This is a genomic window from Sphingorhabdus sp. (assembly GCF_044357595.1).
Classification (GTDB): domain Bacteria; phylum Pseudomonadota; class Alphaproteobacteria; order Sphingomonadales; family Sphingomonadaceae; genus Sphingorhabdus_B.
Map to the genome: position 1 here is coordinate 1 of NZ_JBIKPH010000001.1, position 14,586 is coordinate 14,586.

The 14,586-nt window shown below is 54.2% G+C and carries 11 protein-coding genes and 1 pseudogene; 3 read left to right on the plus strand and 9 right to left on the minus strand.

The genetic code is table 11. The features are described from left to right. Positions 1-112: pseudogene (locus ACIQ2T_RS00005) on the plus strand (IS5/IS1182 family transposase); the annotation flags it as partial. A gap of 31 nt (positions 113-143) precedes the next feature. On the opposite strand, the gene ACIQ2T_RS00010 reads toward ACIQ2T_RS00005, so the two are convergent. The 4 genes from ACIQ2T_RS00010 to ACIQ2T_RS00025 are packed head-to-tail and all read right to left on the minus strand — an operon-like array spanning position 144 to position 4,719. Beyond that, positions 144-1,565 (minus strand): MFS transporter, encoded by a 1,422-nt coding sequence (locus tag ACIQ2T_RS00010; RefSeq protein ID WP_397588992.1) that lies wholly within the window; start codon positions 1,563-1,565, stop codon positions 144-146. Between the two features lie 59 nt (positions 1,566-1,624). Further along, a complete protein-coding gene (locus tag ACIQ2T_RS00015; protein WP_397588993.1) occupies positions 1,625-2,827 on the minus strand; it encodes an acyl-CoA dehydrogenase family protein in 1,203 nt (400 codons plus the stop codon). Beyond that, positions 2,827-3,900 carry an acyl-CoA dehydrogenase family protein gene (locus tag ACIQ2T_RS00020; protein WP_397588994.1) on the minus strand — a complete coding sequence of 358 codons (1,074 nt, stop codon included), beginning with the start codon at positions 3,898-3,900 and terminating at the stop codon, positions 2,827-2,829. The genes ACIQ2T_RS00015 and ACIQ2T_RS00020 overlap by 1 nt, the downstream gene beginning before the upstream one ends. Before the next feature lie 18 nt (positions 3,901-3,918). After that, positions 3,919-4,719: an enoyl-CoA hydratase/isomerase family protein gene (locus ACIQ2T_RS00025; protein ID WP_397588995.1), complete on the minus strand. Its 801-nt coding sequence runs from the start codon at positions 4,717-4,719 to the stop codon at positions 3,919-3,921. 229 nt (positions 4,720-4,948) lie between these two features. Here ACIQ2T_RS00025 and ACIQ2T_RS00030 point away from each other — a divergent pair, with 229 nt between their 5' ends. Next, entirely contained in the window at positions 4,949-7,333 is a 2,385-nt protein-coding gene (locus ACIQ2T_RS00030; RefSeq protein WP_397588996.1) for a TonB-dependent receptor, read from the plus strand. A gap of 217 nt (positions 7,334-7,550) precedes the next feature. Here the strand turns inward: ACIQ2T_RS00030 and ACIQ2T_RS00035 are convergent, their stop codons facing one another. The 5 genes from ACIQ2T_RS00035 to ACIQ2T_RS00055 are packed head-to-tail and all read right to left on the minus strand — an operon-like array spanning position 7,551 to position 13,336. Then, positions 7,551-8,240 (minus strand): SDR family NAD(P)-dependent oxidoreductase, encoded by a 690-nt coding sequence (locus ACIQ2T_RS00035; protein WP_397588997.1) that lies wholly within the window; start codon positions 8,238-8,240, stop codon positions 7,551-7,553. Further along, a complete protein-coding gene (locus tag ACIQ2T_RS00040) occupies positions 8,237-9,841 on the minus strand; it encodes a GMC family oxidoreductase (RefSeq protein WP_397588998.1) in 1,605 nt (534 codons plus the stop codon). The genes ACIQ2T_RS00035 and ACIQ2T_RS00040 overlap by 4 nt, the downstream gene beginning before the upstream one ends. A 12-nt stretch (positions 9,842-9,853) precedes the next feature. Continuing rightward, positions 9,854-11,302, minus strand: a complete 1,449-nt coding sequence (locus ACIQ2T_RS00045) for an aldehyde dehydrogenase family protein (protein WP_397588999.1) — start codon at positions 11,300-11,302, stop codon at positions 9,854-9,856. Positions 11,303-11,308: 6 nt separating this feature from the next. Then, positions 11,309-12,109: an SDR family NAD(P)-dependent oxidoreductase gene (locus ACIQ2T_RS00050; protein WP_397589000.1), complete on the minus strand. Its 801-nt coding sequence runs from the start codon at positions 12,107-12,109 to the stop codon at positions 11,309-11,311. Between the two features lie 12 nt (positions 12,110-12,121). Further along, entirely contained in the window at positions 12,122-13,336 is a 1,215-nt protein-coding gene (locus tag ACIQ2T_RS00055) for a cytochrome P450 (RefSeq protein ID WP_397589001.1), read from the minus strand. A 103-nt stretch (positions 13,337-13,439) separates the two neighbouring features. Here ACIQ2T_RS00055 and ACIQ2T_RS00060 point away from each other — a divergent pair, with 103 nt between their 5' ends. Beyond that, positions 13,440-14,333 (plus strand): LysR family transcriptional regulator, encoded by an 894-nt coding sequence (locus ACIQ2T_RS00060; protein ID WP_397589002.1) that lies wholly within the window; start codon positions 13,440-13,442, stop codon positions 14,331-14,333. The last annotated feature ends 253 nt before the right edge of the window (positions 14,334-14,586 follow it).

Below are 14,586 nucleotides of genomic sequence, written 5' to 3' on the forward strand. Positions count from 1 at the left end.
ATTCGCGCGACTCAAAGACTGGCGGCGTATCCACACCCGCTATGACCGATGCGCACATACCTTCCTGTCCGCTATCACCATCGCCGCTATCTGCGCCTTCTGGATCAATTAATGAATCCTGAGCCTAGGCCCATTTATCCAGACTATTTGTCGCTGAGTTTTTTCGGCAGCATCTGACATAACAGGAGGGCGATAAACGCCATGCCTGCAACATAGAGAAATGCCGTTTGATAAGCCGCGGCACTGGGCAATGCGTGCCCATCGTTTCCGCCGTGATTGCCGCCACCTGTTGCGAGCAGAGCAGCAATGGTCTGCGCGCCTACCGCCATAGCGGTTGAACGGATCACGCCCATCATGCCGGATGCCTCACTAGTTCGATCTGGTGGTGTCGCATGCACGATTACGACGGGGGTAATCACATAAAGCGCGCCCAAGCCCACTCCTTGCAAGATCAATAGCAGGATCACAACGATCATGTTACTGTTGAAAAATGTAAGCAACAGGAACGCCGAGCATATTAAGGCGCAGCTAATCCGCGCAAGCAGCCGTGGCCCATAACGTTGGACCGCTACGCCGACAAATGGAGTAGACAGTCCAGCAAGGATGTTGGCAGGCAGCAGCAGGAAACCTGCCATCGTTGCTGTCAAGCCCAGTCCAATCCCGGTTGCCAACGGTTGTTGTCCGAATAGGGCCATCAAATGCCCACTCTGATAAGCCCCCAAAGCAATAAAAACCATTACTATATTTGGCCAAGCAATCTCGGGCTTTGCAAGAAGGCGCACATCAAGCAAAGGGTTCTTGACGCTCAGTTCGCGCCAGATCCATGCGCCGAGGAAGATCGCCGCTGCCATGATCCACAAAATCGAAGTGGTTTCAAACAAACCATGCTTAGCAATTTGAGTGATGCCCAGAAGCAAGCTGACAACTGCGGGTATGAACAGAAGCCCGCCAAGAATGTCTTCGAGTGCACCCGCCTTGCCCGACAGTCGGTCCTTCGCGACAAAGAAAAAGATCGTGAAAAATGCGAACAAGCCCAGCGTTGTGGTGATTTTGAAGATCATTGTCCAGTCTGCATAATCAATGATGATACCGCCGATCACTAGCCCTGATGCAGAGGCAATTGTGACTGTCGAGGAAATCAGACCTATACCAAGTGGGACTTTTTTTAGGCTTACCCGCTCTCGAATAATCCCAAAGCATAACGGAACGATAGCACCAGCAAAACCCTGCAGAGTGCGCCCGAGAATGAGCAATTCAAGATCTTTTGTCATGCTGCTGATGACGGATCCTAGCGTTGATAATGCTAGCACCCATAACAACACATTGCGCCGCCCTAACAAATCGCCCAACCGTCCAAAAAGTGCTGCGCCGGCGGCTGCGGACAGCATGAACGACGTAACCAACCAACCAGCTTCCGATGTACCGCCATATTCGCGAACAAGCGTCGGCAATGCTGCATAGATCATCGTGAGTTCAAGTGCAGCAACCAGTTCCGCCACCATCAGCGGAATAACGAGCCGGTAAAAAATCTTGTTCTCTTCGTCCGTTCCATCCAGTGGTTGCATGTATCAATCTCCTTCTGGACCATTTTCGGTCGTTACGGGGCGAATTAGGATACCAACTGTCAGCCTTTCGGAAGGCCCAATATTCTCTCCGAAATGATGTTACGCATGATCTCGTTTGATCCGCCAGCGATTGTCCAGCCATAGCTATTCAAGAAATCGTTCATTCGGAGGCGACTGCTGTGGCTGGTCCCGGGAATGGCTGGTTGCCATTTTTGTGTCTGCAGTCCTTCAGCACGGAGAAGGAATTCGGTATAGCGTTGCAGGAATGGGCCCCAAGTTACCTTGATATAGGTCGGTAAGGTCGGTGATGCCTTGTCTGGGTTCGCTTCTAACTCGATGAGCAGTTTTTTAATCATCAACCGAACAGATTTAAGCTCACCATAAAGAGCAGCATATTCACGGCGGAATTGGACATCACGCATCCACGTATCACGAGCGTCTTGCCCATCAAGTTCGAATGAGCGGGCAAGCCGCTCAACTTCTCCGAAGATAAGCAAGCCGCGTTCTGTGGACAGCGTTGATTGCGCGATGTTCCAGCCATTACCCTCTGCGCCGATTAGGTTCGCTATGGGTATTTTGACATCGTCCATGAACATCTCGGCAAAATGTGCTTCGCCATTGATTTGGTTTATAGGACGGACTTCAATGCCCGGCGTTTTCATGTCCATGATGAAATAGGAGATGCCATCATGCTTGCGAGCGACATTTGCATCCGTACGCGCCAACAAAAGGCAATAATCGGAATGATAAGCGCCAGACGACCAAATTTTTTGGCCGTTGATAACGTAGTGATCACCTTGCAGGACTGCGCTGGTGCGCAGACTGGCAAGGTCGGAGCCCGCTCCGGGTTCCGAAAATCCCTGGCACCAGATATCTGTGCCTTCGGTAATGCCTGTAAGATACTTGTCCTTTTGTGCCTGCGTGCCATGCTCGAACAGTGTTGCTGGTGTGTGGAACAGAGAAATTCCAAACATTTCCAACTCAGGGGCATCAGCGCGGGAAAATTCCTCATAGACCATGATTTGATATGCAAATGGCAAGCCGGGGCCGCCCCATTCTTTTGGCCAATGGGGTGTTCCAAGTCCAACAGCTCTGCGTTCATTCAGCCACTTTACAACTTCCGCCTTTAACGCGCTGTCGCGGACGCTCTGCCATATCTGGCGCCAATTTTTGGGCGCCTTTTCTGCCAGCCAGTCCCGCATTTCCTGACGAAATGCCTGTTCGTCGCCTACTTTGCCAAGGATATCATATGTCCGGCTCATTATGCTGCCTCCAGCATGTCTGCGATGCGATCAAGGAGCACTGATCGGGTTCCGAATAGTGCTTCATTTAACTTCGCGCGCTTCAGATAAATGTGCGGGACATATTCGGACGTAAAACCAACCCCGCCGTGCAACTGGATGCAATCCCGGGCGACCTCCGCGGCGGCGCTTGTGACATGCTGCTTTGCCGTCAATGCGGCGAGCAACGCATCGGGGGCATCTTTATCCAGGCCAGCCGCATACTCCACGAGCCCGCGCGCCGCTTCAAGAGAGGCCTTATGATCGGCAACGCGATGTTTGAGTGCCTGAAAAGATCCTATGACCCGACCAAATTGTTCCCGTATTTTCATATATTCTATTGTAGCAACCAACACCGCATTCCCGCCGCCAAGTGCGTCAGCCGCAAGAGCGATAGCGGCGAGACGCAGCAATTCATCATCCAAGGCGATCGGATCAGCCGGCACAAGGATATGAACCGCATCTACCGACACATCTTTCAAGGTAACCGACCCGATGGAACGTGTTGTGTCGGCCAATAACACGCGCTCAACCGACACCCCTTGCGCATCGGCAGGAACCGCAAGCCAGACTGCCTGGCCGGCGCGATCGCCGCGCAGGAACAGAATAGACGCAGAAGGCGCATCTAAAACATCCGCTGCTGTACCGTTCAACATTTGGCCATCAGCGTTGAGGCGGCTATTCAGCGGCTGCGATACGCATGCGCGGGTTGATCCGTCCGCAAGAACGGAGAGCAAAGTTTGCTTTTGGGCGTCATTTCCTGATGCCTCTATCAACGAAACGGCCAACATAGTTCCAAGCATAGGCAATGGTGCCGCAGCATAACCCACAGCTTCATGCAACGCCGCCGCCGCTTGAGTGCCCATACCAAGACCACCCATTGTTTCATTTACCGTCAAAGCTGGCCAACCAAGCGCGCTCACTTGAGACCAGAGGTCGGCGGCATAAGATGCATTGCTTTTAGCATAAGCAACGGCTTTCTCCCGCGCCCATTCAGCACTTAAAAACTCATTAAAGCTCTCGGCCAGAACGCCGATGTCAATTCCGTCAGACATATTGAAATGTTCCGCTGTTCATTTGTTGATAAATAGGGGGGGGCGCTTTTCAAGGATGGCGCGAACCGCTTCGGGGTGATTGGGTGACACCCATGACACTGTTTCCAGCCTAAGCATTTCGTCCATATAGCGCTTTGCTTTGTCGAGAATATCGAGGTTAAGGGTTTGTTTTGTGGCCTGCACAGCCTCGGGCGATTGCGATAAAAACATGTCTACCCAATGCTGAACCACATTGTCCAATGCATCACGCGAGACCGATTCTGTAACTAGCCCCTTGGCCTTGGCATCAGCGCCAGACAGTGGTTTTCCTGACAGTAAGTGGCGTCGTGCTTCGACTAATCCTACCAGATTGGGCCAGAGCAATGCTCCGCCATCGCCCGTTGCCAACCCGACACTAACATGTGAATCACCGATTTTGGCATCATCGACGATGATTGTAATGTCTCCAGCGAGGGCTATCGTTGCGCCAAGGCCCATAGCGTGCCCATTAATGCGCGAGATTACAGGTTTGGGGCATTCCAGCATACCAACAACAATCGCACGTGCTTCAGCCATGCCAATTTGCCAGCGGTCGTGATCTGGCCAACCATCAACCATTCGGTTGAGATCGCCGCCGGCACAAAATGCTCGGTCTCCAGCGCCTGTTATAACAATGACGCGCACATCGGAATCTTTTGCCGCATCTGCCCAAATTTGCCCTAATTCGCGATGGGCATCACTCGTCATTGCATTCAATGGAGGGTTATCAAGCATCACCGTGAGAACGTTTCCGTTCAGTGTCACGGTCAGGCCTGAATATGACGCATAGCGTGACGGCACTTTAATCCTCCTAATAGGTTATCTGATTACCTTGCATTGAAGCTAGCGGGTGAGCAAGCCTTGTTTTGTAATTCTTGGAGAGAAAAGCGCAATGGGTTTTGATCTGCCCCCTTATGGGCGAGCCGGATGGTGCGCAAATTTGAATTGACAATATCTTCCACAGCTTTAATCATCTAACTAGAATACATCATAAAGATGGTTCGTAATAATTTATCAGGGGAGTTTGCACATGAAAGTCTCATTTGGCAGTCTATACTCATCAGCCGCAGTCGCCGCGTTGCTTGCCGTTTCAACTCCGGCCTTTGCTCAATCGGCTCCAGACGACGAAACAGACGGCATTGCCGATATCGTTGTCACCGCGCGCAAAACCTCTGAAAGCTTGCAATCGACGCCAGTTGCGGTGACAGCGCCCACCGGTGAAACCCTTGAGAAGGCGCAGGTAGTTTCCGTTCAGGATCTTCCGCGACTTGTCCCTGGACTTGTCGTGCAAGCATCTACTGGTCAGCCGGCTTCTTCCTTTATCGGAATTCGTGGTCAAGCCGCCTCCGATGCTCTCTTGGCGATAGATCAAGCCGTGGGTCAGTATTTCGATGGCGTCTATATCGCACGCTCGTCAGGCGCGTTGTTCAATTTCGTTGACGTAGAGCGCGTCGAAGTGTTGCGCGGTGCGCAGGGCACGTTGTTCGGTCGCAACACGACGGGCGGTGCCGTCAGCATCATGTCGAACAAGCCAACCGGCGATCTCGAAGGCAGTGTCCGCCTCCGTTATGGCAATTACAGCACCTGGGAGACCACGGGCGTTCTCAACCTGCCTATCAAGGGCGAGGAGGCTGGTCTTCGCCTTGTCGCCCAGCACGTCCAAAACAATGGCTATGGCCGCAACCTAAGCTTTGGTACATCTCTTGGTGGGGATAATGTGGACTTCGTGCGCGGCACATTGAAAGTCGCGCCCGAAGGTAGCGGCTTGTCCGTCACCGTCATGGGCGATTATTCCAATCGCACCGGAGAAGGCCAGATCGTCGGCCTGAAGAGCTATTACCGGGATCCAGTGACCGGCAACAACCGGAACGCAACGGCTCAGGGACTTCTCGGTGTTTGCTCGGGTGCCACTCCAAATGCTCTGTGCCCCGTGCGCGGACCGGTGACAGGCTCTTCTTATGCCAACTATGCCGTCGACGTCCGCGGCAAAGATAACTTCTACGATGTCGCCTTGAGCCTAATTCCTTACAGCAAAGCTGAAAGTTGGGGCGTTGGTGTCATAACAGAATATGACTTTAACGGCTCACTGTCTTTGAAATCCATCACCGCCTGGCGTGGCGTCGACACAGCATCGCTGAGCGACAATGACGGCACTCCGTTCCACCTGAGTGGCGGACGGTTTGTTGGTGATGGCAACATCATTAGCCAGACCCAGTTCTCCGAAGAAGTTCAGTTGTCAGCCAAGGCAATGGAAGACCGGCTGCAGGTTATCCTTGGTGGTTTCTACTTCACTGAAAGCGGGAACGATCTGTCAAGGTCCTACTCGGCTTTTCCTTTAGGTACGCGTCTCGGCTACAATGATGGCGACATAAACAACAAGAGCTATGCCGGCTTTGGGCAGATGAACTTTAGTATCACGCCAGAGCTTCGCGTAACAGGCGGCTTGCGTTACACGAAAGACGAGCGTTCAATTCTGCGTCGGAATAGGCAAGAAAACACAACTGCCGGTGTACCCAACGGCACGTTCGTTTGCAGCCTAGCAGTTGCCGCTGGTGCGCCATGCGAAGCCTTCACCGAGGCAACGTTTGATTATTGGTCGTATACGCTCGGATTTGACTGGCGGCCCACTGACAATGTGTTTGTCTACATCAAGACCAACAAGGCCAGCCGTGCGGGCGGTTTCAACCCGCGCGCGACCGGAACCACACCGCTGCAGTTTAATCCAGAAACGGTGAAGGACTATGAAATCGGCTTCAAGCTGGATCTCATGGATCGCAAGGTTCGCTTGAATACAGCACTATTTCAGACCGACTATGATGGCATTCAGCGCACTGTCCCTGCCATTATTGGGGGCGTTCTCTCAAATACCATTATCAATGCCGCGAGTGCTCAAATCCGTGGCCTGGAAGCGGAGTTGACTGTTCAACCAACCCGGAATTCACAAATAGGAATTTCCGCGACGTTCCTTGACCCTAAGTTTAAGGATTTCACCATTCCGCTGACGCTAACCACGACGCAGGATGTGCGCGAGACACCATATGCGTTTGCGTCGAAAACATCCTATTCTGTCTATGGTGACTACACTATCCCTCTGGCATCGTCGGAGATCAATGTCCGCCTAGACTACGCCTGGCGGGCCAAGCAAGCAACCACAGGCCCACTAGTCGGGCCAGGTTTCAATCAGGATTTCAAGAACACGGCCATTATACCAAGCTACGGCCTGCTTAACGGCCAGATTGCGTGGAAGCTTGAAAATCCGAACCTTGAGTTGGCCGTCTATGGTCAGAATATCGCCGGCAAGAAGTATTTTACGCGCTTTCTTGCGATCGAAAACAGCCTTGGCGTAACAGCATATTCGCCTGGTACGCCAGCCATGTACGGGGTCCGCGCTACCTACAGGTTCGGGGGCAAGTAAACTTCTCTCCAAGGAAAACTCGCAAGGGGTGGCGATCATTCGCCGCCCCTTCTTTTTTGAATATCCCGTTGCACGCCCCCCGCCCACTGACCCTTGGGCGCAACAGCGGGGCACCAATCAACCTGATTGAGTAGGTCGCCAACCTCACCGCCGCTGCAGGTGGTCAAGGGCCCGCGTTTCCAGAGTGACGTTACAAATTGGACCTGTGTTCAGAAACTCAAGAGATTAAGAATCCGCCGTCCAGTGTCAGAACTTGCCCAGTCATGAAACGGGCGGCTGGTGACGCCAGATACAATATTCCGGCTGCTATATCTTCGCAGCTGCCCATGCCCATCATTAGCCGTCCAGGCTGCATGGCGGGGCCGCCTAGCCGGACAGCACCTGCTTCCGGATCGCCGACTGGAACGGCACCGGGCAAAATGGTGTTGGCACGGATGTTATGGCAATTTTCATCAAGCGCTACGGCGCGGATCATGGCATTCAGACCCGCTTTGCTGGCTCCATAAGCCGCATTACCCATTAAGACTGGGTGGACTGAACCCATGGTCGAAACCGCAACTATCGCGCCGCCGCCGCTGTCGCGCATATGGCGCACGGCCTGGCGGACGGCAACAAATGCACCACGGACATTATGATCCTGCATCCCGTCCCACTGATCAAGTGTCGTGTCCGCCAGCGGATAGGTTCCCGTCCGTGTCGCCGCATAGACCAAGATGTCGATTTTGCTATGTTCGGCCGCAAACTGATCAACGGCAGCGGCGATGGCTTCGGGCTCTGAACCGGGGTTGGCGAGTGCGCAGGTGGCGCCCGCTTCAATGAAGAGGGATTGCGTGGCCAGTCCAATGGGTGTCGCGCCAATAATCAATGCGCACTTGCCCTGAAGCCCGAAAAGACGATCTAAGGTCATTGTATCCTCCTGATAAATTCGGTTGCGCGCTCCGCGATCATGATTGTCGGCGCATTAGTGTTTGCAGATACGGGTTCTGGCATGACGGAGGCGTCAACAACGCGCAGTCCTGCCACGCCACGGACTTTTAGTTCGGGATCGAGCACCGCCAGCGGATCGCCGTCTGGTCCCATGCGACAGGTGCCGACAGAGTGGTAGCCGATCCCGCCTGACGCACGCACATAGTCCTCTAGGTCGGCGTCGTTGTCTGGAAAGGGGTTAGGCTTTAGCGGGCCGGTAATAATGCCCGCCAGCGCCGGCGCGTGACAAAGCCGCTCCAAAATCCTCAAGCCCTTAACCAGCTTTGCAACGTCGCCTTCATCGCCCAGCAAGCGATGGTCGATGATCGGTTTGTCTTGCGGGTTGGCGCTGCGCAAATGGATTTCGCCGCGGCTCTGTGGTCGTGCAACATGGAAACCAAAGCTAAAGGATCCGCGTTGCTCAATCACTGCATTGCCCTTGGCATCGAAGTTTACAGCGACCGGCAGCATCGAAAGGATAAGATCGGGATCGGGCAAGTCTGCTTCGCTCTTAAGCGCTGCCATGACCTGAACAGCAGGTGTGGTCAGCAAGCCTTTGCTACGTAACAGGTAATTGAGCAAATGCCCGGCCATGCGAAACGGCCCAAGTTGTGCGCTCATCGTTGGGATGGATACGAGCTTGGCGACGCTGATCGTATTATGCTCGCGCAAATTCTGCCCTACTCCAAGCAGGTTGACCAAAACATTAATGCCATGCTCCTGCAGATGTGCTGCTGGTCCAATGCCCGATCGCATGAGGATTGCAGGGGAATGTATTGTGCCAGCGGAAAGTATCACTTCGCGGGTTGCATTCGCTTGGTTAACCAGGCCATTCTGCCGATAGACCACACCAGTTGCGCGGAAATCATCGACCAAGATATGGTCAACTTGTGCGTCAGTGATAACGGTGAGATTGGCGCGTGAACGCACCGGATCGAGATAGGCATTAGCGACTGAACAGCGCCTGCCGTCTCTCTGTGTGGCGTAAACTCGATAGACCCCGAATTGGCTGCCGTCGCAATAATCGTCGTTTATCGGTACGCCAATCTGTTCAAAGGCATCAATGACATGCTGGCCGATGGCGTGCGGCTGCCGAACTGGTGAAACACTAAGAGGTCCGTAATTGCCATGAGACTGTGATGGCACGTCATGCAATTTTTCGGACTTCAAAAAATAAGGAAAAACCGTGCTCCAGTTCCAGCCGGCGCAGCCCAGCTTTTCCCAATTGTCATAATCCGACCGCTCGCCGCGCATATAGACTTGGCCGTTGATGGATGAACTGCCGCCCAAAACTTTACCGGCCGACCATTGCATTTCCCGACCACCGATCGTTGGATCGGCTTCGGTTGGCAGGCACCAGTCATAGTCTTTATGCCCCATCAACTTTGCAGTGCCGGCAGGCATGTTGACTAGAAAGGCATCGTTCTCCCCGCCTGCTTCCAGCAGAATGACCCTGATGCCAGGATCTTCGCTTAGGCGCGCGGCAATTACGCATCCTGCGCTACCGCCTCCGATTATCACATAGTCTGCTGATTTTATCACGCATGATGTCCTTTAAGGAAGATGCAGCATGACCTGTTTAATCTGCATGAATTCTTCTAATCCGGGGCGGCCGCCTTCACGCCCGAAACCTGATTGCTTATACCCCCCGAAAGGAAGGTTGGGTGCCATCGGCAGCATACCGTTGATCGCCACACACCCCGCTTGCAGTTGGCCTGCGACGATGTGCGCCCGTGCTAAGTCCCGGGTATGTAGATAGGCGCCAAGGCCAAAGCGCGAGTCATTGGCCATCGCCACCGCTTCTGCATCATCGGCAAACCGGATGATCGAGAGAACCGGGCCAAAAACCTCTTCGCGTGCGACATGGCTGTCATGCGCGACGCCTGCAAAAACAGTGGGCTCTACATAGGCACCGGCGGCGAGATCGCCTTGGCCGCGCTTGCCACCGGCAACCAATTGCCCACCGGATTCTGACTTTGCACGCTCGATCACACCCATGATCCTTTGCGCGGCACCTTCGTGGATGACTGGTCCAATAATCGTGGAGGGGGATAGAGGATCACCCATGGGAAAGGCCTTGGCTTGTGCGGCAATCCGCTCAACGAGATCGTCGAATATGGTCGTGTGGGCATAGACCCTTGTCGGTAAAACGCAGCCTTGGCCAGACAGTGGGATCAGCGAGCAAGTTGCTGCCATCTGGGCAGCCGTGTCCAGATCGGCATCGGCGAAGACCAGATTTGCGGATTTACCGCCGAGCTCCAAGGCAACTGGCTTAAGATGTTCGGAGGCCGTGTGCATCACCGACCGTGCGACACTGTCGCCCCCCGTGAAACTCACTTTTCCGATAACAGGATGCGCAACTAGCGCTTCACCCGCTGCGCCATCACCTGGCACCACATTGAGGGCGCCTGCTGGAATGCCGGCTTCCAATGCCAGTTCACCAAAACGGATTGCAACGAACGGTGTCTGGGTCGGCGGCTTTAGCACAACGGCATTGCCGGCGGCGAGCGCGAGGATCACTGTCATGCTGATGGCGACCAATGGGCCGTTCCAAGGGATGATCACGCCGATGACGCCGATTGGCTCATGCTTTGCATAAGCCAGTCCGCGTGCACCAATGGGTTCACTGACCGTTCCTTCAATCTTATCAGCCCAACCCGCATAATAGCGGATCCACGACAGGGCCAGAGCGGCGCTACTCGTCGAAACGGGTGTTCCAACTTCAAGCGCGGCCATGTGGACCAGTTCGTCACCATGACGTTCGACCAGGTCAGCAAGACGGAGCAATGCATCCCGTCGACCCGCACCGCCCATATCATACCATGCTCTTTGCCCGGCAATCGCGGCACTGGCGGCGGCATCGATTTCCGCTGGCCCACAAATATGCACCACCGCCTGCACTTTGCCAGTCGCCGGGTTCACATGATCTTTTGTGCCCAAACTAGTGGTTGCCGGACGATTACTTCCGATGACGGGGCGGTTGTTCGAAAGTCGCTCATCCATATTACATCAACCCTTGGTGAAGCCACCATCAACGAGAAGCTCTGCTCCCGTTATGTAGCTGGCGGCGTCGCTAGCCAGAAACAGGACAGCTCGCGCCATTTCAATCGGCTGGGCAATTCGGCCCAGCACTTGGCGTCCGGGAATGATCGCAGGGCCTTCGATTTTTGGGCCACCTGCGGCCGCCATGGCGCGCATCTTGTCCGGGCCTGGTGTCGCCATTCCGCCCGGGAGCACAGAATTGACACGAATACCATCGCGGGCGAACTCGACCGCCGATAGCCGGGTGATAGCGTCGACACCAGCCTTTGCGGAATCATAGTGCATATTGGGGTAGATGGTCGGGTGCTGTGCACTCATGGACGAAATATTTACAATGGAACCGCCGCCGCGGTTGCGCATCTGCGTCACCGCTGCGCGCAGGCACAGGAATGTCCCACGCGTACACACGGCATGCATTAAATCCCATTCTTCAACGGGCATGTCCATGGTGTTGGCTTTGTTTCTGTAGGCAGCATTGTTCACGAGGACATCTACGCCGCCAAATTGGCGGGCGGCCGCCTCAAAGCCGGCCGCAACAGCCGCCTCGTTTGATACGTCCACGGCAAGTCCGAGGACGGGCCCTTGAGCGGCGAGTTCCTCTGCGGTTGCACGTGCGGCATCCCCATTGAGGTCGGTCAAAACCACCGACGCGCCGACATCGAGAAAAAGCGACGCAATCTCCATGCCCAAGCCCTGTGCGGCGCCTGTGATCAGCGCGACTTTGCCTTCCAGTGAAAAGGGCGCAAGCGCCCCAGCAACTATGGTCATTATTTTCTTCCTTTAGTTCCAGCGCAGATGCAATTCGTCAAATCCGGGAACGGATCCGCAATGTTCTTTATTCATTTTTCCCGGGTCGAGCCTGACCTCGGGAAGGCGGCCAACAAACTCTTCCAAAAAGACCTGGATTTCCGCACGCGCAAGACCAGCGCCGATGCATTTGTGCGGCCCGTTGCCAAAGGTGTTGTGATCCATGGGGCCTATACCACGATCGATTTTTACCTCGAACGGATCAGGATATAACCGTTCATCCAGTCCCGACAGGCTGTTGGGAACCATGATCATCTCATCCTTTTTGAATTGGACACTCTTATACTCAAAATCACGGGTCAGAATTCGGCCGGTATTCGATAAACCAAAACGGCGAATAAACTCCTCGCAGGCCGCCGGAATGATGCTCTTGTCATCACGCAGACGTTGCTGAAACTCGGGATTCTGCGTGAGATAATGCACGATATACCCTAAGATGGAGGCAACAGTATCCAGTCCTCCGACAAAGAGCAGCATGGCCATAGACAGCGTTTCTTCGTCGCTTTCAAAGCGAGGGTTCTGCCGCCATCCCGCAACCCGTGTCAGCAGATCCTGACCATCGCCGCCCTCTCGTTCATCGATGACGTTTTTTAGATATTCGCGCACGCGGAACATGGCAGCCTTGCGCTCATCGACCGAATAGCTGGACATTATTGCGATGCCCCACTCGACAAATTGATCCCGCCGCTCAACTGGCAGGTCGACCATCCGCAAAAACATGGTTACGGGCATGATCCGAGCAAAGGCGGACATGAATTCGCAATGTCCGGCAGGCCGCAGATTTTCGGTCAACTCGATCGTCATTGCGCGAGCATCCTCACGCATCCGCGCAATAGCTGACGGCACAAACGCTGGGTTGAGCACCGCCCGGTAACGCGCGTGATTGGGTGGATCTACCGCCAGTGGCACAGGCTTATATGCCATGAGCTGGCGAGGGATCATGAACTCTTCGTGGCTGAATACTTCGTAATTATTCTGAACGAAACGAACGTCTTCGGCACGCGTGACGAGCCAATGGCCGCCGTAACGCGGCGACCAGATGATGTCCGGCCCATCATGGAGGCGCTTCATGGCGCGATAAACGCCAAGTTCCGCCAAGCCTGTGGGGTTCACATAATCAAAATCTGTGACTAGCTCGTCTGGAACATGGGCCGGCGTGGCTGTTAGAGCAGGAACAGCGTCAGTCAATTCTCTCTCCTAGGGAACATTCCATTATGAGTTCCCATAGCACCAGATTTTTGATAGAACGTCCAATGCATATTACTAACTATATCTATAACTAAAATTTATAATGCTCAATCTACGGGTCTTGAACAATTTGGTCGTGCTGGCGGATGAAGCAAACTTCTCCCGGGCAGCAATTCGCCTAGGGATCACGCAACCCGCCTTGAGCCGCAGCATTGCCCAATTGGAAGCGCAGTGCGGCATGCGGCTTTTTGATCGGCGCAGGTCGGGCGTGACCCCCACAATGATTGGCCTTGACCTCCTTAGCAAAGCGCGCGGCGTCTTGGGACATGCAGCAGGTCTTGAGCAGGACATGATGATGCAAGGCCTGGGTGAAACCGGGCGCATCTCGATCGGAATCGGTCCACTTTCCGCAGGCGCTCTATTACAGCAGCTGTTGTCAGAAAGCCTTCTTCGTTGGCCAATGCTGTCCGTTTCCGTTTCAGTGGCTCCAACATCTCGAATGGTAGAACGAATTCTGGCAGCGGATCTAGACTTCTGCATTTGCGCGCAAAATACGCTCGATCCGAATCCAGCCCTTTCGATCTTCCGCCTTGCCCAGTTCCGGATGGGTTATTTCGTGCGTGCTGGCCATCCAATCCTTACAAGCAGCGCTTTACCTTCGCGTGATGACCTCGCCCGATTTCCCAGAGCGACTGGCCGCTCTCCTACGGCGACATCTCCATGGTCCGCAAACATGTTCGATGCCTTGGGTCCCACACTTGAATGTGATGATTTCGGCGCGCTGAAGCAAATCACACTTCTTACGGATGCCATCTGGTTGACAAGCGAACGCTTGGTCGTGAACGAGCTTGCCTCAGGCAAGATCGCCGAACTCCCACTAGCGATCAAAAAGGATCAGCGGCAGACTGACATCGTGCTTGTACAGCTGCGCAACCGGACCCTCAGCCCGGCCTCTCTTCAACTCGGCAATCTGGCGCGCGAGATTTTGCAACGTTAAGCTAAACGTTAAAAGAAAGTGCCTCTGGAGAACTGCAAAAGACACGTCCTTGTGCCTCTCGCAACGCGGCCTTCGAAGCCGCGCTATAACATTAGCCCTCAGGTTACCCTCCTGCGTTTAGCGGGTTCTTTTATAAGCTGCAACGAAGGACGCATCGGCATTGGGTAATTGCCCGATGCTTGAGCAAATCGTGGCGAGATTTTTCAGATTTAACAAACTAATTGTAGGCACACGCATTCATGCCGGATAGACC

Coding starts and splice junctions, on each gene's coding strand:
- ACIQ2T_RS00015 (WP_397588993.1), bottom strand. CDS start 2,827: ATGAGCCGGACATATGATATCCTTGGCAAAGTAGGCGACGAACAGGCA.
- ACIQ2T_RS00035 (WP_397588997.1), bottom strand. CDS start 8,240: ATGACCTTAGATCGTCTTTTCGGGCTTCAGGGCAAGTGCGCATTGATT.
- ACIQ2T_RS00050 (WP_397589000.1), bottom strand. CDS start 12,109: ATGACCATAGTTGCTGGGGCGCTTGCGCCCTTTTCACTGGAAGGCAAA.
- ACIQ2T_RS00010 (WP_397588992.1), bottom strand. CDS start 1,565: ATGCAACCACTGGATGGAACGGACGAAGAGAACAAGATTTTTTACCGG.
- ACIQ2T_RS00060 (WP_397589002.1), top strand. CDS start 13,440: ATGCTCAATCTACGGGTCTTGAACAATTTGGTCGTGCTGGCGGATGAA.
- ACIQ2T_RS00030 (WP_397588996.1), top strand. CDS start 4,949: ATGAAAGTCTCATTTGGCAGTCTATACTCATCAGCCGCAGTCGCCGCG.
- ACIQ2T_RS00045 (WP_397588999.1), bottom strand. CDS start 11,302: ATGGATGAGCGACTTTCGAACAACCGCCCCGTCATCGGAAGTAATCGT.
- ACIQ2T_RS00020 (WP_397588994.1), bottom strand. CDS start 3,900: ATGTCTGACGGAATTGACATCGGCGTTCTGGCCGAGAGCTTTAATGAG.